At 71.3% G+C, this 17,933-nt stretch carries 16 protein-coding genes; 4 read left to right on the top strand and 12 right to left on the bottom strand.

What is annotated here, in order from left to right:
- The first annotated feature begins 192 nt into the window (after nucleotides 1-192).
- A complete protein-coding gene (locus ACTWQE_RS03590) occupies nucleotides 193-1,374 on the top strand; it encodes a hypothetical protein (protein ID WP_443327319.1) in 1,182 nt (393 codons plus the stop codon).
- A 510-nt stretch (nucleotides 1,375-1,884) separates the two neighbouring features.
- Here the strand turns inward: ACTWQE_RS03590 and ACTWQE_RS03585 are convergent.
- The 12 genes from ACTWQE_RS03585 to ACTWQE_RS03530 all read right to left on the bottom strand — a co-directional run bounded on the left by ACTWQE_RS03585 (nucleotide 1,885) and on the right by ACTWQE_RS03530 (nucleotide 13,830).
- The gene (locus ACTWQE_RS03585) at nucleotides 1,885-2,277 is read right to left on the bottom strand and encodes a YccF domain-containing protein (protein WP_443327318.1); all 393 of its coding nucleotides are present in this window, start codon (nucleotides 2,275-2,277) and stop codon (nucleotides 1,885-1,887) included.
- Nucleotides 2,274-3,137: a zinc metalloprotease HtpX gene (gene htpX / locus ACTWQE_RS03580; RefSeq protein WP_443327317.1), complete on the bottom strand. Its 864-nt coding sequence runs from the start codon at nucleotides 3,135-3,137 to the stop codon at nucleotides 2,274-2,276. Before htpX ends, ACTWQE_RS03585 begins: the two co-directional genes overlap by 4 nt.
- Nucleotides 3,138-3,299: 162 nt before the next feature.
- Nucleotides 3,300-4,805, bottom strand: a complete 1,506-nt coding sequence (locus ACTWQE_RS03575; protein ID WP_443327316.1) for an NADH-quinone oxidoreductase subunit N — start codon at nucleotides 4,803-4,805, stop codon at nucleotides 3,300-3,302.
- Nucleotides 4,805-6,424 (bottom strand): complex I subunit 4 family protein, encoded by a 1,620-nt coding sequence (locus tag ACTWQE_RS03570; RefSeq protein ID WP_443327416.1) that lies wholly within the window; start codon nucleotides 6,422-6,424, stop codon nucleotides 4,805-4,807. The genes ACTWQE_RS03575 and ACTWQE_RS03570 overlap by 1 nt, the downstream gene beginning before the upstream one ends.
- A 30-nt stretch (nucleotides 6,425-6,454) precedes the next feature.
- Nucleotides 6,455-8,464, bottom strand: coding sequence for an NADH-quinone oxidoreductase subunit 5 family protein (locus tag ACTWQE_RS03565; RefSeq protein WP_443327315.1), 2,010 nt, complete (start codon nucleotides 8,462-8,464; stop codon nucleotides 6,455-6,457).
- Entirely contained in the window at nucleotides 8,461-8,844 is a 384-nt protein-coding gene (nuoK, locus tag ACTWQE_RS03560; protein WP_443327314.1) for an NADH-quinone oxidoreductase subunit NuoK, read from the bottom strand. The genes ACTWQE_RS03565 and nuoK overlap by 4 nt, the downstream gene beginning before the upstream one ends.
- Nucleotides 8,844-9,458 carry an NADH-quinone oxidoreductase subunit J family protein gene (locus tag ACTWQE_RS03555; protein WP_443327313.1) on the bottom strand — a complete coding sequence of 205 codons (615 nt, stop codon included), beginning with the start codon at nucleotides 9,456-9,458 and terminating at the stop codon, nucleotides 8,844-8,846. Before ACTWQE_RS03555 ends, nuoK begins: the two co-directional genes overlap by 1 nt.
- Complete coding sequence (locus tag ACTWQE_RS03550; RefSeq protein ID WP_443327312.1) at nucleotides 9,455-10,051, bottom strand: NuoI/complex I 23 kDa subunit family protein; 597 nt, start codon at nucleotides 10,049-10,051, stop codon at nucleotides 9,455-9,457. The genes ACTWQE_RS03555 and ACTWQE_RS03550 overlap by 4 nt, the downstream gene beginning before the upstream one ends.
- Entirely contained in the window at nucleotides 10,051-11,019 is a 969-nt protein-coding gene (locus tag ACTWQE_RS03545; protein ID WP_443327311.1) for a complex I subunit 1/NuoH family protein, read from the bottom strand. The genes ACTWQE_RS03550 and ACTWQE_RS03545 overlap by 1 nt, the downstream gene beginning before the upstream one ends.
- Nucleotides 11,016-12,605, bottom strand: a complete 1,590-nt coding sequence (locus tag ACTWQE_RS03540) for an NADH-quinone oxidoreductase subunit C (protein ID WP_443327310.1) — start codon at nucleotides 12,603-12,605, stop codon at nucleotides 11,016-11,018. Before ACTWQE_RS03540 ends, ACTWQE_RS03545 begins: the two co-directional genes overlap by 4 nt.
- The gene (locus tag ACTWQE_RS03535) at nucleotides 12,602-13,423 is read right to left on the bottom strand and encodes an NADH-quinone oxidoreductase subunit B (RefSeq protein WP_443327309.1); all 822 of its coding nucleotides are present in this window, start codon (nucleotides 13,421-13,423) and stop codon (nucleotides 12,602-12,604) included. The genes ACTWQE_RS03540 and ACTWQE_RS03535 overlap by 4 nt, the downstream gene beginning before the upstream one ends.
- A complete protein-coding gene (locus ACTWQE_RS03530) occupies nucleotides 13,414-13,830 on the bottom strand; it encodes an NADH-quinone oxidoreductase subunit A (RefSeq protein WP_443327308.1) in 417 nt (138 codons plus the stop codon). Before ACTWQE_RS03530 ends, ACTWQE_RS03535 begins: the two co-directional genes overlap by 10 nt.
- Before the next feature lie 172 nt (nucleotides 13,831-14,002).
- Here ACTWQE_RS03530 and ACTWQE_RS03525 point away from each other — a divergent pair, with 172 nt between their 5' ends.
- The 3 genes from ACTWQE_RS03525 (at nucleotide 14,003) to ACTWQE_RS03515 (ending at nucleotide 17,876) form a co-directional block, all read left to right on the top strand.
- The gene (locus ACTWQE_RS03525; protein WP_443327307.1) at nucleotides 14,003-15,241 is read left to right on the top strand and encodes a sensor histidine kinase; all 1,239 of its coding nucleotides are present in this window, start codon (nucleotides 14,003-14,005) and stop codon (nucleotides 15,239-15,241) included.
- 460 nt (nucleotides 15,242-15,701) lie between these two features.
- Nucleotides 15,702-17,021 (top strand): sensor histidine kinase, encoded by a 1,320-nt coding sequence (locus ACTWQE_RS03520; protein ID WP_443327306.1) that lies wholly within the window; start codon nucleotides 15,702-15,704, stop codon nucleotides 17,019-17,021.
- Nucleotides 17,022-17,216: 195 nt separating this feature from the next.
- A complete protein-coding gene (locus ACTWQE_RS03515; RefSeq protein ID WP_443327415.1) occupies nucleotides 17,217-17,876 on the top strand; it encodes a LuxR C-terminal-related transcriptional regulator in 660 nt (219 codons plus the stop codon).
- Nucleotides 17,877-17,933: the final 57 nt, after the last annotated feature.

The following is a 17,933-nucleotide window of genomic DNA, read 5'->3' as shown; positions in this document are numbered from 1 at the left end:
GAACGACGTGAGGGCGACGATCACTTGCGGCGGTAGGCAACCCCTTTCCGCGGCAGCACCGCCCCATGACGACAGAAAGGCAGTATGAGACACCCCACTGAGCGTCCCGTACCCCAGCGATCCAACGCTGCGCAATCTCACGCCACCGGTGACACTGCCTGGCAGCACCCGGCCACCCGTCGTGTCTGGACGGTGGGCCTCGCCCAGCACTTCCTGGGCGTCCCTCTCGGAATCGGGGCCGCGGGCACCGTCGTCGCCAACCTGCCCACCCCGACGTGGGTGAGCGTGATCCTTATCGTGCTGCTCGTCATCGCCGGAATCTACGGAATCTGTCGCCAAGTCCCACGAGTCCGGCGGATGCTCCGGTTGCGCCGTGTCCTGCGCACCTATCCGTGGGAGGTCCATGAGAGAGGCCTTCCGCACGCGTGCACCCAACGCCATTCCGCCCATCAGGGTCGGCCTTGGTTCAAGTTTCCCGATCCGGATAACCCGAAGTCCTGGGTCACGGTCTATCTGGACCGAGATCGGCACACCCGCTGGTGGGTGGAGCGGATGTCCCCGCAGGCCGGGCCCGAGGCTAAGGCGGACATCCGGACGCTGTGGTTCGTCGGCGATCCGCGTTTCTGTGCCATCCTTGCGGTCCCGGGCAAACGCGGGCCGCACCGCATGCTGGAGATCCCACGCCAAGGAGTACTGGGCTCCGGCGCCGAGATTCGTGACAATGCCTCTCCCGAAGCGCTGATACGGGCCACCAAGGCAGGTGTTCGCCTGCCGGAACTCGCCCTCCCGGCCATGGAATCGGACCGTACCCCGGTGGTGCCGGCTCCCGCGCCGCCACCGGGCCCGGCCTGGTCCTTTCCGGCCACGCGTCGCTCAATGCGGCTACGGCTGCTCCGAGGGGCAGCCGTTCTGGCCGTCGCGCCGATCCCCTTCCTCTGGCTCCTCTCGCTCGGGCCTTGGCACGCAAGCAGCGCCAAGGGGCTCGGCCTCGTGCTGATCGCCACCGTGGTCCCGGCTTTCCAGCGTTTGCGGACCAGCTTCACCCTGCGTCGGAAATTGCGCAGCAGAGGTACCCCCTGGCGAACGCTGGATGTCGAGATACGGCACCGTGGGCGTGCTCTCGTGTTGGTCACCGGTAACGAGGCCCTGCGCACGCAGCTCGCTCTCCGCCGACCACCGGCTGGGCGGGCGCAGGTCTGGTTTGTGGGCGATATCTATGGACGCGGCGTGGTTTCGCTGCGTGCCGACGGTGCCGTCATCCCCGTGCGCTGCACGGAGCACGGACGCCCCGCTACGAAGGCGAAAGCCGATGCAAGCAAAGCCGCGGCAAGCGGAGGGCGGTCGCGTACCCGCCTCTGGGGGCGCGTCGGCTGACCATACGGGGAACAGGTCCGGCGTCAGCCCTCACCGCTGCACCAGCGCAGGAGGCCTTGGCGGGTGTGGGGCTGACCGACGCGGGCCGTACCCCGAGCGGCTGCGGCAGCAGTTCGAGGGCGTGATCCGGCGGGACTTGTCCCTGGTCAGCGTGGACTCCACCACTGCCCGGGCCCACCACGATTCGGATCGGGTAGCCGCTCTGACCGGCCGTGCCCCATCAAGGGCACATGGGCCCGGAAGAACGCGGAAACCACGGCAATTACGGAGAGTGTTTCCGCAGGTCAGGGCGGGCGATGGGAAGTCCGTGCAGGTCAGATGATCAGGCGGGAAGTTCATCAACCACCGGTTGGTGGTTGCCACGGTGGCGGTACGGCGGGGGCCGTGGCGCCGCCGCCGGGCTGCCGGCCCGCGCCGGGGAGTACCTCGGCGCGGGCGGCCGCACGGAGCCGCGCGGAGGCCCGGCATGCGGACCGGCGCGGAGAGCCCGGCAAGCGGCCTGGCAACGGGTCAGCGGCCGACGAAGGGCTGGTCCGTGGGGACGATCTCGCGGCCCAGCGGCATCAGGGAGATCGGGATCAGCTTGAAGTTGGCGACGGCCAGCGGGATGCCGATGATCGTGAAGCACAGGGCGATGCCGGTGACGAGGTGCGTCAGGGCCAGCCACCAGCCTGCGAAGACGATCCAGATCACGTTCCCGAGGAGGGAACCCGCGCCCGCGTCCCGGCGCTCCGCGGCCATACGGCCGAAGGGCCAGAGCGCGTATCCGGCGATGCGGAACGAGGCGATGCCGAACGGGATCGTGATGATGAGGATGCAGCAGATGATGCCGGCGACGACATAGCCGATCGCCAGCCAGAAGCCGGACAGTACAAGCCAGATGAGGTTAAGGATCGTTTTCACGGTCGGTAGCCTGCCATCTGTTCCAGGCGCGCGATGCGTTCGGCCATCGGGGGGTGGGTCGAGAACAGCTTGGCCATGCCCCTGCCGGGGCCGAAGGGGTTGGCGATCATCATATGGCTCGCCGTCTCCAGACGCGGCTCGGGCGGCAACGGCAGCTGTTTGGTGCCCGCGTCGAGCTTGCGCAGCGCACTGGCCAGGGCGAGCGGGTCGCCGGTCAGCTGCGCGCCCGAGGCATCGGCCTCGAACTCCCGGGAGCGGCTGACCGCCAGCTGGATGATCGACGCGGCGAGAGGTCCGAGGAGCATCACCAGCAGCAGGCCCAGCAGGCCGGGGCCCTCGTCGTCGTCCGAGCGGCCTATCGGGATGAGCCAGGCGAAGTTCACCAGGAACATCACCACGGAGGCGAGCGCTCCGGCGATCGAGGAGATGAGGATGTCGCGGTTGTAGACGTGGCTGAGCTCGTGTCCGATGACGGCGCGCAGCTCGCGCTCGTCGAGGATCCGCAGGATGCCGTCCGTGCAGCATACGGCGGCGTTGCGGGGATTGCGCCCGGTGGCAAAGGCGTTGGGGGCCTGGGTCGGGGAGATGTAGAGCCGGGGCATGGGCTGGCGGGCGGTGGTCGAGAGGTCGCGCACCATCCGGTAGAGCGCGGGTGCCTCGAACTCGCTGACGGGCCGGGCCCGCATGGCGCGCAGAGCCAGCTTGTCGCTGTTCCAGTAGGCGTACGCGTTGGTGCCCAGCGCCACGACGAGGGCGATCAGCAGGCCCGTACGGCCGAAGAGGCTGCCGATGACGATGATGAGGGCGGACAGTCCCCCGAGGAGTACGGCGGTCTTCAGCCCGTTGTGCCGGCGGTACACGGTACGCCCTCCTGGTCGGCGACAGGGGAACCCTTGACGCGGTGATTCCACCTTCCAGTGGACCCTCCTGTACTGGTCAACGCCAGGCGGGAGCCGCGGGTTCCCTGGTGCGCGCCGGGGGCAGGGCAACGCTGTTGGGCCGTACGAGTGATGCCGCCGAGGTCAGAGGAGCGTGGCGGAGGCGAAGCGCAGGACGAGTTGGGGGGCGCCGGACAGGGCGATGCCGAGGACGGCCGTCAGACCGATCGCCGCGGTGAGCGGTGCCGGGACCCGGGGGCGCTCGTGCGGGACCGCAGCGGCGGCTTCGGGGGCCCGGAAGAGGACGGCGGTCCACTGGAGGTAGTAGTAGAGCGCGATCACCACGTTCACGGCCATGACGACGGCCAGCCAGCCCAGGCCCGCGTCCACGGCCACGGAGAAGACGGTGACCTTCGCGAACAGGCCGATGACGCCCGGCGGCAGACCGGCGAGGCAGAGCAGGAAGAAGCCGAGGGCGAGGGCAGCCAGGGGGCGGGTGGCGTACAGGCCGCGGTAGTCGGCGATACGGTTGCCCGCGCTCGTACGGGCGACGAGTGCGGCGACGGCGAAGGCCCCGAGGTTCACGGCCCCGTACATCAGCGCGTAGGCGACGGTGGAGCCGATGGCCCGCGACGGGTCGTCGACGTACGCGGCGGCCGCGATCGGCACCAGGAGGTAGCCCGCCTGGCCGACGGAGGACCAGGCCAGGAGGCGTACGGCGCTGTGGGTGCGCTCCGGTCGCTGGCGCAGCGCGGCGACGTTGCCCGCCGTCATGGTGAGGGCGGCGAGCACGGCGACGACCGGCCCCCACACGTGCGCGTACGCGGGGAAGGCCAGGACCGTCACCAGGATGAGGCCGGAGAAGCCGACGGCCTTGCCGATCACTGACAGATAGGCGGCGATGGGCAGGGGCGCGCCGACATAGGTGTCGGGAACCCAGAAGTGGAAGGGAACGGCGGCGGCCTTGAAGGCGAAGCCGACGAGGGTGAGGGCGACGCCCGCGGTGACGAGGGAGTCGAACCGGCCGGGGACGTCCGTGAGGCCTCCGGCGACCTCGGAGAGGTGCATGCTGCCGGTCGCGGCGTAGACGAAGCTGACCCCGAGCAGCATGACGGCGGTCGCGGCGACCGACGACAGGAAGAACTTGAGGGCGGCCTCGGAGGAGAGGCGGTTGCCGCGGCGCAGTCCGACGAGGGCGAACGCGGGCAGGGAGGCGACTTCGAGCGCGATGACGAGGGTCGCGAGGTCGCGGGAGGCGGGCAGCAGGGCCGCGCCCGCGGCCGAGGAGAGCAGCAGGAACCAGTACTCGCCCGCGGGGAGTGCGGAGTCGGCGACGGCGCTGATGGACAGGAGGGCCGTCAGCAGGGCGCCACCGAGCACCAGGAACTGGATGACCAGGGCGAAGTGGTCGGCCGCGTAGCTGCAGACATCGGCGTCGGACGTGAGGCAGAAGGTGGTCCGGTCGCCTTCGAGGAGGGGGAGCAGCGAGAGCGCGGCGAGGGCGAGGCCCGCGGTGGTGATCCAGCCGAGCAGCGGCTTGCGGCTCTCGGGCAGGAACAGGTCCGCGACGAGGACGATCAGGGCCACCGCCGCGGCGATGGTCGGCGGGGCGATCGCGAGCCAGTCGACGGACTGGACGACGGAGGTCATCAGCTGCCTCCTCCGAGGAGGTTCTGCACGGCCGGGTCGGTGAGCCCGAGGAGGGCCGCGGGCCAGAGACCGGCGAGGACGGTGAGGGCGACGAGCGGGGTCCAGGCGGCGAACTCACAGCCCTGGACGTCGGCCAATGCGGGTGCGGGGGCCGGTGCCGTGGGCGTGGCGGCGGGTTCCGGGGGTGTGGCGTCCCCTTCGGTCGGCACGTCGGGCTCCGCTCCCGGGCGCTCTCCCATGCAGACGCGGCGGACCACCACGAGGAGATAGGCGGCGGTGAGGAGCGTGCCGAGGCCGGCCAGGGCCATGAAGGTCAGATACGCGGGGCGGCTGAGCCCCTCGGCGGGCTCGAAGGCACCGAACATGGCGAGCATCTCGCCCCAGAATCCCGCGAGGCCGGGGAGGCCGAGGGAGGCGACGGCGCCGAAGGCGAGCAGGCCTCCGAGACGCGGCGCCCTGCCGTAGAGGGCCGCGCCGGTCCTGCCGGAGAGTGTGTCCAGGTCGGTCGAGCCGTAGCGCTCCTTGACCGCGCCGACCAGGAAGAACAGCAGCCCGGTGATGAGGCCGTGGGCGATGTTGGCGAAGAGCGCGCCGTTGAGGCCGGTCGGGGTGAGGGTCGCGATGCCCAGGAGCACGAATCCCATATGGCCGACCGAGGAGTAGGCGATCAGCCGCTTGAGGTCGCCCTTCGCTCCGGTGCGGGCGAGGGCGAGGCAGGCGAGCGATCCGTAGATGATGCCGACGACGGCGAAGGCGGCGAGGTACGGGGCGAAGGTCCGGGTGCCCTCGGGGGCGATGGGCAGGACGATCCGTACGAAGCCGTAGGTGCCCATCTTCAGCAGGACGCCGGCCAGCAGCACCGAGCCGACGGTGGGGGCGGCGGTGTGGGCGTCCGGGAGCCAGCTGTGCAGCGGCCACATCGGGGTCTTGACCGCGAGGCCGATGCCGATGGCGAGGACGGCGATCAGTTGCGTGGTGTGACTGAGCGATGACCCGTTGTCAGTGGCGAGTGCCACTATGTCGAAGGTGCCGCTCTGGAGACCGACGACGAGGAGGCCGAGCAGCATGACGACGGAGCCGAGCAGGGTGAAGAGGATGAACTTCCACGCGGAGGCCGCCCGCCCCGCGCCGCCCCAGCGGGCGATGAGGAAGTACATCGGGATGAGCACCATCTCGAAGGCCAGGAAGAACAGCAGCAGATCGAGGACGGCGAAGGTGGCGAGCGTGCCCGATTCGAGGACGAGGACCAGCGCGACGAACCCCTTGGCGGAGGGGCCCTCCGGCATACGGAAGTAGCTGTAGAGCGCGCAGAGGAACGTCAGCAATGCGGTGAGGACGACAAGGGGGAGCGAGATGCCGTCGATGCCGAGATGGATCCGTACGTCGAGGGCGGGGATCCAGCTGATGTCGGTCGTGGCCTGCATCCTCGCCGGGTGGTCGTGGTCGAATCCGGCCGCCAGGGCGATGGCGAGGAGCAGGACCACTCCGCTCACGGTGACGCCATGGCGCAGCACGGCCTGCTCGGGGTTGCGGCCCCTCAGTCCGGGAGGGGCGGGGAGCAGGGCCGCGGCGGCCCCGAGCAGGGGGAGTACGACGACGGCCGCGAGGAGGTACTGCATAGCGGTGTCATTGATCAGTTCGGTCACGGCTCACGCTCCGGCGGCGACGAGGACGGCGGCGACAGCCAGGACGACGGAGCCGGCGAGCAGCGCGCTGAGATAGGTCTGCACATTGCCGGTCTGGGCGCGGCGTACGGCGGCGCCGAGCAGGCGGGCGGCGGAGCCCGCGCCGCGTACATAGGTCTCGACGACCTCGCGGTCGAGGAACCGGACGAGTTCGGCGGCCGCGCGGACGGGGCGCACGAAGAGGGCGGAGTACAGCGCGTCGAGGTGGAAGCCGTGCGCCGCGTGCCGGTGGAGGGGGCCGAGGAGCAGGCGTCCGGGGTCGGCGGGGTCCTTGGCCGAGGCGATGTCCCCGTAGACCTCTTCGTGGGTGGCGATGGCCTCGATCTCGGTGAGTGCGGGCTCGGTGTGGGGGTGGGCCACGACCGCGCCGACCGGGACCCGCCGGGCGATGGCCGTGGTGTGCCGCCAGGCGGCGTAGGTGACCAGGATTCCGACGAGGGCGAGACCCGTGCCGAGGACGGAGGTGGTGAGGGTCGGGTTGAGCGAGCGGCCGTCGAACCACCCGGGGAGGAGGCCGACGGTGACGCCGAAGGCGGCGGTGGGGAGGAAGAGCACCCACAGCACGGCGTTCATGACCACCGGTTGCCTGCCGTGGTCGGGGGCGGAGACGCCTTGACCCCGGAAGGCGAGGAGCCAGAGGCGGGCGGCGTAGCCGGCGGTGAGGACGGCGGTCAACAGGCCGGAGACCAGGACGACCCAGCCGGCGGCGCCGGGGATCTGCTCGGTGTGGGCTGTGGCGCCGTGCCCGATCGCAGCGGCCTCGGCGGCACCGAGGACGGCTTCCTTGGAGAAGAAGCCGGCGAAGGGCGGGATCGCGGCGAGCGCGAGGAGGGCGACGGACATGGTCCAGAACGCGTCGGGGATGCGCTTGGCCAGGCCGCTCATGCGGGACATGGCGGCCAGGGAGTTGGTGCCGGCGGCGGCGATGACGACGCCGGCACCGAGGAAGAGCAGGGCCTTGAACGCACCGTGCGAGAGGAGGTGGAAGACGGCGGCGCCGCGGTCGCCGACCGCCAGGGCGCCGGTCAGATAGCCGAGCTGGCCGATCGTCGAATAGGCCAGGACGCGCTTGATGTCGTCCTGGGCGAGGGCGGCGAGCGCCGATCCGACCATGGTCACGGCTGCCATGACGGCGAGCACGACGAGCGCCGCGGCGGAGGAGACGAAGACCGGCAGCAGCCGGGCGATGAAGTACACACCGGCCGCGACCATCGTGGCGGCGTGGATGAGCGCGGATACGGGGGTGGGGCCGGCCATCGCGTCGGGCAGCCAGGTGTGCAGCGGGAACTGCGCCGACTTGCCCGCCACACCCGCGAGCAGCAGGAGCGCGATGAGGGTGGGGTGGTCCAGACCGTCGCCCGAGACCGTGGCGGTGAGGATGCCGTTGATCCGGAAGGTCCCGGCGTCGGCGGCGAGGGCGAACAGGCCGAACAGGAAGGGGACGTCGCCGAGCTTGGTGACCAGGAAGGCCTTGAGGGAGGCGGACCGGGCGGCCTCGGTCTCCCAGTAGTGGCCGACGAGGAAGTACGAGCAGATGCCCATGATCTCCCAGCCGACCAGCAGCACCATCAGGTCGCCGGAGTAGACGACGAGCAGCATGGCGGAGGTGAAGAGGGAGACGAGCGCGGCGTACGAGGGGTAGCGCGGGTCGTGGCGCAGATAGCCGGTGGAGTAGAGCTGCACACAGCAGGCGACGACTCCGACCAGGACGGCCACGAGCGCGGCGAAGCCGTCGAGGTGCAGGGCGAGGTCGATCGGGACCGAGCCGGTGGGGGTGAGCCGGGTCGAGGCGTCGATCGCCTCTCCCCCGCCCTGCCGTACGGCCACGAGCGCGGCGAGTACGGCGGCGACGACGGTCGGCAGGATGGCCAGCGGCCGTACGAAGCCGGGGGCCCGGCGGCCCAGGAGCAGCCCCGCGGCGGCTCCGAGGAAGGGCAGCACGGGGACGAGGACGGCGAGGGTCGTGGTCGTCACGCGGCGGCCTCCGCCTTGTCTGCCGTGGTCTGCGGGGTGGCTGCGGCGCCTTCCGTGCCGCCGTCGGGGCCTGGGGTCTCGGCGAGGTCGCGCAGCCGGTCGACGTCGGAGCTGCCGCGGTTGCGGTAGACCAGCAGCACGATCGCCAGGCCGATGCCGATCTCGGCGGCGGCGATGGCGATGGTGAAGAGGGTGAGCGCCTGCCCCGCGTGCAGAGCGTCGCGGAGCCAGACGTCGAAGGCGACGAGGTTGAGGTTGACGGCGTTGAGCATCAGCTCGACGGACATCAGGACGAGGATCGCGTTGCGCCGCGCGAGTACACCGTAGAGACCGGTACAGAAGAGGAGGGCGGCGAGCACGGCGGGATAGGCGAGGTGCATCAGCGCTGCTCCTTGCGGTCGGGGGCGCCGATGGGCGTGTCGTCGGTCCTCGTCGTGCCGGTCGTGGTGCCGTTGGAGGTCCCGTTCTTGCGGGACAGGACGATCGCGCCGACCAGTGCGGCCAGCAGCAGGACGGAGAGGGCTTCGAACGGCAGGACCCAGTGCCGGAAGATGATCCTTCCGGAGACCTCGGTGGACCCCTGAGCCTGGCCGTCGAGGTTGATCCAGGTCGCGCGGAAAGCGTCCACGACCACCCAGACCAGCGCGGCCGCGGCTGCGATGGCCACGACGAGTGCGGCCGGACGGTTGCCGGAGTCGGCGTCCGGGGACCGCCCGATGGGCGCCTTGGTGAGCATCAGCCCGAAGAGGAGGAGGACCACGACGGAGCCCACGTAGATCAGCACTTGGACCCACGCGATGAATTCGGCCGTGAGGAGCAGGTACTCGACGGCGAGTCCGCCGAGCGTGACGACCAGCCACAGCGCGGCGTGCACCAGCTGCCGGGTGGTGACGGTGACGAGGGCCGCGCCGAAGGTGACGAGACCGACGAGGAGAAAAGCGATCTCGACGCCGGTCGGTGACAGGAACCCCGGATGGCTTGCTGCGAGGCTCACGCGCCGCCCTCCTGCTGCTGCTCTGCGGCGGCGGCCAGCTTGTCCGCGGTCTTACGGGCGGCGCCGAGTTCCTTGGGCTCCTCGGCGGCCGCGTCGAGCGCGGGGGGCGCGGGCACGGTCCACATCCACTCGCGCAGCTTCTCGCGCTCGTGGGTGAGATCGCGGATGTCCTCTTCGGCGTACTCGAACTCCGGGGACCAGAACAGCGCGTCGAAGGGACACACCTCGATGCAGATCCCGCAGTACATGCAGAGCGCGAAGTCGATGGCGAAGCGGTCCAGGACATTGCGGCTGCGCTCACGGCCACCGGGGGCCGCGGGCGGCACCGTCTCCTTGTGGGAGTCGATGTAGATGCACCAGTCCGGGCACTCGCGCGCACACAGCATGCAGACCGTGCAGTTCTCCTCGAACAGCGCGATCACGCCGCGGGTGCGGGGCGGCAGTTCCGGCTGCACGTCCGGGTACTGCGCGGTGACCGAGCGGCGCGTCATGGTCCGGAGGGTGACGGCGAGACCCTTGGCGAGGCCGCTGCCGGGGAACGAGCGACCGGAGGACTTCTCCGGAACGCCGGTGGCGGGCGACTGGCGGGGCATTACTGGATCACCACCTTGACGATGCCGGTGAGTGCGATCTGGGCGAGGGCGAGCGGAATGAGGACGGTCCAGGCGAGCTTCTGGAGCTGGTCCTCACGGAGGCGGGGGTAGCTGACGCGCAGCCAGATGATGCCGAAGGCGAGGATCGCCGTCTTGAGCAGGGTCCACAGCCAGCCGAGGCCGTCGGCACCGAAGGGGCCGTGCCAGCCGCCGAGGAAGAGGACGGTGGTCAGCAGGCAGAGCACGATGATCCCGGCGTACTCCGCGAGCAGGAAGAGCGCGAAGCGGAGACCGGTGTACTCGGTGTACGCACCGAAGATGATCTCGGAGTCGGCGACCGGCATATCGAACGGGGGCCGCTGGAGCTCGGCCAGACCGGCGGTGAAGAAAACCAGCCCTCCGACGATCTGCCACGGCACCCACCACCACTGGAAGGCGTCCAGGATCCCGACGAGGGAGACGGTGCCCGCCGCCATGGCGACGGAACCGGCGACGAGCAGCATCGGCAGCTCGTACGCGAGCAGCTGCGCGGCGGTGCGGAGGCCTCCCAGCAGGGAGAACTTGTTCGCCGACGCCCAGCCCGCCATCAGCGAACCGAGCACACCGACGCCCATCACGGCGAGGACGAAGAAGATGCCCGCGTCGACGACCTGCCCGACGGCGCCGCTCCCGGGGCCGATCGGGATCGCGACGAGCACCAGGAGATACGGGAGCAGGGCGACGGCCGGAGCCATCTGAAAGATCCGTCGATCGGCACCTGCCGGTACGACGTCCTCCTTCTGCGCGAACTTCACACCGTCCGCGACGAGCTGGGCCCAGCCGTGGAAACCGCCCGCGTACATCGGGCCGAGCCGGCCCTGCATATGAGCCATGACCTTGTGCTCGGTCTGGCCGACGACCAGCGGCAGGACGAGGAATCCGGCGAAGACGGCGAGCAGCCGCCAGGTGACGTCGAGGACGTCGCTCATACGGTCTCGCCTCCTTCGGGGTCGTCCTGGTGCGCTTCTGCTGTGCTGCGTGTTCCGGTCTCGGCTTCGGTTCCGGTTCCGGATTCGGTACCGGTTCCGGATTCGGTACCGGGTCCGGATTCGGGTCCGGATTCGGATTCGGGTCCGGATTCGGGTCCGGTTCCGGCCGGGGGTTCACCGGAGGGTTCGCCCGCCGTGCGCTTCGGGGGCTTCACCTCGTCGGCGGCCGGTTCTTCCGAGTCCTTGTCGAAGGCCGGGCGGGGATTGTGCCAGGGGGCGTCCGAGGACCGCTTCGCCGGGGTCGCCGGGCCCACTGTGTCCTGCGCCTGCCGCGCTGCCGAGGCGCCGCTCCCATCGTCGGCATCGCCGAGACCGCCGGTACTGCTGGGGCTGCTGCTGTCGGTACGAGCGGTACTGCTGGGGCCGCTGCTGCCGTCGGCAGCGCTCGGGCCGCCGCTACCGCCGGGGGTTGTCGGGGCGGCCCGCGTCGATTCCTCGGCGGGGGCCGTCGGCTCCGTCCCGGTCGCGGCGCCCTCCGGCCGCTGACTCGCCGAACCCTCACTCGCACTGCGCGCACGACGTACGGGACGCTCCGGCGTCACCGCCGCCGCCTCCGTCCCCGCACCCTCCGGCCGCTGGCTGGCCGAGCCCGCGCTCGCGGTACGCGTACGGCGCGGCGGGCGCTCGCCCCCCGCCGCCGCGCGGGCGCCGCGGGCCGGGCGGGCGGGAGCCGGGGGCAACTGCCCCTTGAGGGGGCCCCATTCGTTGGGATCCGGAACACCCGGCGGGAGCATCTGGCGCCGCTTCGGGCCGCCGTGCTCCGACTCCCCCGGTTCCTTCGCTCCCGGCCACGCCTTGACGACCCGTGCCGCCAGCACGAAGTCCTTGCGGAGCGGATGCCCTTCGAACCCCTCCGGAAGCAGCAGCGGCACGAGGTGGGGGTGGCCCGTGAAGTCGATGCCGAACATCTCGTACGTCTCACGCTCGTGCCAGCCCGCCCCGGCGTACACACCGGTCGCGGTGGGCAGCGCGGGGGCGCCGTGCGGCACGCTCGTGCGGACCAGCAGGCGGCGCGGCGGGCTGCCTGCCTCGAGCGCGACGACATGAGCGGAGACACGGAAGCCCTCGCCCGGCTCGTCGACCGCGCTCAGCCAGTCGAAGTACGTGCAGCCGAGGGTGTCCCGCGCCGTCTCCAGCGCGCCGGTCCAGGCGGCGGCCGGTACGTCGACGGTGAGCAGGCCGTACGCCTCCTCGGCACGCGCTCCCTCGCCGAAGAGCTCCTCGGCTCCGTGCGGCAGCCAGCCGACGGGCGGCTGCGCCACGGGGGCGGGCTCCGCCACGGCCCCGGCCTCCGCGGAGCCGTCTTCGGCGTCGCCGGTCCCCGCACCCTCCGTCGGCCTGCCCGGTCGCGCGGGCTCCGTCCCCTCGCCGGCGCGGGCAGGGCGCGGTCGGTCGCCGCGCTGCGCCGCTTCGGTCGCACCGGTGTGCTCGCCGCGCTGCGCCGGCTCCGTCGCCTCGGTGGCCGGGGTGTCCTCACTGCGCTGCGTCGGCTCCGTGGGCTGCGTGGGCTCCGTGGGTCCGGTCACCGGTCGTCGCCCTTCTCCGGTGCGGGGTCGTTCTCCGTGGGCTGTGAGGCGGAATCGGTCACCGGCCCTGATGACTCGCGCCCGACCGGGCCGCCGCCCGCCCCCGCAGCGCCCGATGCACCCGACGCCCCCGTTGCACCCGTTGCGCCGGGGTAGACCGCGGAACTCGAGGAATCCGAGGAATCCGAGGAGGCCGGACCGCCCGGGGAGGCCGGGGCCTCCGGTCCCCGGACCAGACCGCTCCGCAGCGCGGCCGTCGAGGCGCGGCCGACGGACGGCCCCGCGCCCACGGCGGAGGCGTTCCCGTACCGCTCGGCCAGCGACTCCCGGGCGATCTTCTCCTGGAGCTTGAGAATGCCCTGGAGCAGCGCCTCCGGCCGCGGCGGGCAGCCCGGGACGTAGACGTCCACCGGAATGATCTGGTCGACACCCTTGGTCACCGAGTACGAGTCCCAGTACGGGCCGCCGCAGTTCGAGCAGGCGCCGAAGGAGATCACGTACTTGGGCTCGGGCATCTGCTCGTACAGCCGCTTCACCGCGGGCGCCATCTTGTCCGTGACCGTGCCCGACACGATCATGAGGTCGGCCTGCCGCGGTCCGGGGGCGAAGGGGATCACGCCCAGCCGGATGAAGTCGTGCCGGGCCATCGACGCGGCGATGAACTCGATCGCACAGCAGGCGAGCCCGAAGTTGAAGACCCAGAGGCTGTAGCGGCGGCCCCAGTTCAGGACCACCTTCATGGGCTCCGGCGCGAGCCGGGCCAGCGGGCCGAGCCGGCGCGGCTCGGGCAGCAGTTCAGGGGCGGGTGTCACGTCCATTCGAGGACGCCCTTCTTCCAGGCGTACAGCAAGCCCACGGCGAGGAAGCCGAGGAAGATGAACATCTCCACCAGCGTCGTTCCGCCGTAGCCCGGCGCGGCGAAGACCGTCGCCCAGGGGAACAGGAAGATCGAGTCCACCGCGAAGATCACGTAGAGGAACGCGTAGACGTAGTAGCGGACCTGGGTGTGCGCCCAGCCCTCGCCGACGGGGTCGACGCCGCACTCGTACGTGAGAAGTTTCTCGGGCGTCGGGACCACGGGCCGCAGCAGCCGTCCGGCGCCGAAGGCCACGGCCACGAACAGTATCCCGACGACGGCGAGCAGGCCGACCACCGAATAGCTCTGGAAGTAGTCGGCCGCCAGATGGACAGGTGCCGTGCGCACGGTCGGCGTCGGCTCGAGCACGTCCGCCCCTCGCTCCCTGGCTGCCTTGTTCGACGATCTGTACGCACGCGAGTCTAGGCCCTGCCAGAGGCGCCGTGACCAGCCGTCTCACGGTTGGTGTGGGGTTATCCCTACGTCAACCCGCCCAAGTACCCCATGGTGCCCGTCGACGGGGCCCGGCAGTCTGGCCGCTATGACCGAAAGCACCCCTGAGTCCGGCGGCGCCGGCGACGACGACCGCCTGCCTCCCGCCCGCTCTGCCTTCGGCGCGCAGACCTGGAAGGAGATCGCGTACCTCCTCGTCAATCTGCCGATGGTGATCCTCGGCTTCGTCTACGTGGTGGGCTGGCTGTTCCTGGGCACGGGGCTCTCGGTGACCGTGGTCGGCCTGCCCGTGCTCGCCATCGGCCTGTCCGGCGCGCGGCTGCTGGGCAGGTGGGAGCGGGGGCGGGCCCGGTGGCTGCTGCGGCTGCGGATCGACGAGCCGAGCCCGCTCCGGCACCGCGGCGTGCGGGGCGGCTTCTTCCTCTGGCTGTGGACGGGCCTCAAGGACCCGGTCGGCTGGCGTACGGTGCTGTACTCCTTCATCCGGCTCCCGTGGGGCATCGCCACCTTCACCGTCGCGTTCACCGCGCTCTTCGTGGCCTGGCCGGTGCTGCCGTTCATCGCCCGCGTACTGACCAACGGGGACCGGGCTATGGTGCGCGGCCTGCTCTCCGCGTCCGACGAGCTGGAGCGGCGGATCGCCGAGCTGGAGTCGGATCGTGGGACGGTCGTGGACACCGCCGCCGCCGACCTGCGCCGTATCGAACGCGACCTCCACGACGGCGCCCAGGCCCGCCTCGTCGCCCTCGCCATGGACCTCGGCCTCGCCAAGGAAAAACTCCCCGAAGACCCCGACACCGCCGCCCGCATGGTCGACGAAGCCCACGGCGAAGTGAAACTCGCCCTCCAAGAACTCCGCGACCTCGCCCGCGGCATCCACCCCGCCATCCTCACCGACCGCGGCCTCGGCCCCGCCCTCTCCACCCTCGCCACACGCTGCACCACCCCCGTCACCACCACCGTCCACCTCCCCCACCGACCCGCACCCGCCATCGAAGGCATCGCCTACTACACCACCTCCGAACTCCTCCAAAACATCAGCAAACACGCCCACGCCACCCACGCCACCATCGACGTATGGCAGGCCGCGGGGCGACTGCTGATACGGGTGGTGGACGACGGGCACGGCGGAGCGCGGCTGGACGGCGGAAGCGGACTGGCCGGACTGGCCGCACGTCTGGACGCGGTCGACGGGCTGTTCACGCTCGACTCGCCGGTGGGCGGGCCGACGACGGTGACCGCGGAACTGCCCTGGCGGGACCGTACGCCGGACGGTACGCCGCCCCACCGGACCCGTGAGGCTCGTCTGTCCCGCAAGGGCTCGTAGGCCTCGGCGCCTCGTTACGCCTGTCGCCTCATAGGCCTCCTACGACTCATCCGCCTCGTACGCCTCGTACGGCGACCCTTCGCACCGTACGAGCGTCTGACCTGCCGGGGCCTCTGGCCTCAGGGACTGCCCGGCCTCGAACACCATCCGGCAGCCCTGGACCTCCGAGCTCTGACACCCCGTCCCAGCCGGTCCGCAGCCGGCCGGTCCGCCGCCGCGCCGCACAGGGTGGGGAAAACCCCCTGCCCGAGACGGGGAGCGACTCCATGGTCCGGCCCGCCCCGCTCCCGCAGCCTTGAGGCACGCACCACGCCTTGCGGGCCGCACACAGCGCCCGCCGTACACCGCGCAACCGGCACGCTCGCGGAGCACACAGAGCACACAGAGCACACAGAGCACACCCGGCACAAGGCCCAGCCCAGGCATCGCATCCAGCGGATCGCAGAACGGACGACACACCATGGCCACCACATACGGACCGCAGACCGCCGCCCACCGGATGCCCGCCGCCCTGCGCGCGCCGCTGGAGGGCCGCACCTGGCGGGAGTTCCTCTACCTGCTGCTGAACCTGCCCCTCGCCGCCGTGATGTTCGTCTACGCGATCACGATGACCTCACTCGGCGTCGGGCTGCTGATCACCTTCCTCGGGGTCCCGGTGCTGGCCGTCGCCCTCGCCGGCGCCCGCGGCCTCGGCGCCGTGGAGCGCGCCCGGGCCCGCGTCCTGCTGCGCCTGGACGTGGCCGCCCCCGGGCCCGTACGCGCCGGGAAGGGCCGCACCGGGCCGCTGGCCTGGATGGGCGCGATCCTGCGCAACGGGGCGTCCTGGCGCCATCTGCTCTACTGCGTGCTGCACTTCCCCTGGGCCGTCTTCGGCTTCTGCGTCTCCCTGGTCCTCTGGGCGAACGGCTGGGGGCTCCTGCTCTACCCGCTGTGGCAGTGGCCGATCGACCGCTACACCGACCAGCCGGGCCTTCAGCTGTACGGCGACGCCGAGGGCAACGCCTTCTACCTCGACACCCCGTTCGAGATCGCCATGACCTCGGCCGTCGGTCTGCTCCTCGTCCTCGCCACACCCTGGGTGATCCGCGGCCTCACCCAGGTGGACCGGCTGCTGGTCGCGGGGCTGCTCGGACCGTCCCGGCTGGCCACGCGCGTCTCGGAGCTGGAGTCGGATCGTGGGACGGTCGTGGACACCGCCGCCGCCGACCTGCGCCGTATCGAACGCGACCTCCACGACGGCGCCCAGGCCCGCCTCGTCGCCCTCGCCATGGACCTCGGCCTCGCCAAGGAAAAACTCCCCGAAGACCCCGACACCGCCGCCCGCATGGTCGACGAAGCCCACGGCGAAGTGAAACTCGCCCTCCAAGAACTCCGCGACCTCGCCCGCGGCATCCACCCCGCCATCCTCACCGACCGCGGCCTCGGCCCCGCCCTCTCCACCCTCGCCACACGCTGCACCACCCCCGTCACCACCACCGTCCACCTCCCCCACCGACCCGCACCCGCCATCGAAGGCATCGCCTACTACACCACCTCCGAACTCCTCCAAAACATCAGCAAACACGCCCACGCCACCCACGCCACCATCGACGTATGGCAGGCCGCGGGGCGGATCGTGCTCCAGGTCACGGACAACGGCCGTGGCGGGGCCACGGCATCGGCCGGTTCCGGTCTGGCGGGGCTGGCCGCACGGCTGGACGCGGTCGACGGCCTCCTCGTCGTGGACTCCCCCGAGGGCGGCGGTACGGCCATCACCGCCGAGCTGCCCTGGCGGTGCTGACACCCCCCTTCCCGTCACGGAGAGCACGCCCCTTCTGTCACCCAGAGCACGCCCCTTCCGCTCCCGATTCCTCCTTCCGCCGGAGGACGCGGGCCTCCCGGCCCTGGAATGCTGGTGGCTGCACACCACGGGAGCCGTGGGGTCCTGGGGGAAGAGCGAGCGGGGGACTGGCACGTGGACGACGCGGAAGACAGGGTGCGGGTGGTCATCGCCGAGGATTCGGTGCTGCTCCGGGAGGGCCTGACCCGGCTGCTGACCGACCGGGGGCACGAGGTGGTCGCCGGGGTCGGCGACGCGGAAGCTCTGGTCAAGGCCATCGGCGAGATGGCGGACGACGGCGCGTTGCCGGACGTGGTCGTGGCCGACGTCCGGATGCCGCCGACACACACCGACGAGGGCGTACGGGCGGCGGTGCGGCTGCGCCGCGACCACCCCGGGCTCGGGGTGCTGGTGCTGTCGCAGTACGTCGAGGAGCAGTACGCGACGGAGCTGCTGGCCGGCAGCAGCCGGGGCGTCGGCTATCTCCTCAAGGACCGGGTGGCCGAGGTCCGGGAGTTCGTGGACGCCGTGGTCCGCGTGGCCGGAGGCGGCACCGCGCTGGACCCGGAGGTCGTCGCCCAGCTGCTGGGCCGCAGCCGCAAGCAGGACGTGCTGGCCGGCCTCACCCCGCGGGAGCGGGAGGTGCTGGGGCTGATGGCCGAGGGGCGGACGAACTCGGCGATCGCCCGGCAGCTGGTGGTCAGCGACGGCGCGGTCGAGAAGCACATCAGCAATATCTTTCCGAAGCTGGGGCTCTCGAAGAGTGACGGGGATCACCGCCGCGTACTGGCCGTGCTCACTTATCTGAACTCCTGACGGCCCGGTGTCCGAACTCCTGACGGCCCGGTCGTTCCATCAGTGGCGCGGCGGGCT

Source organism: Streptomyces sp. 8N706 (assembly GCF_052245415.1).
Lineage (GTDB): Bacteria > Actinomycetota > Actinomycetes > Streptomycetales > Streptomycetaceae > Streptomyces.
The sequence above is the reverse complement of the archived record's forward strand: the minus strand, read 5'-3'. Positions and strand labels throughout refer to the sequence as shown.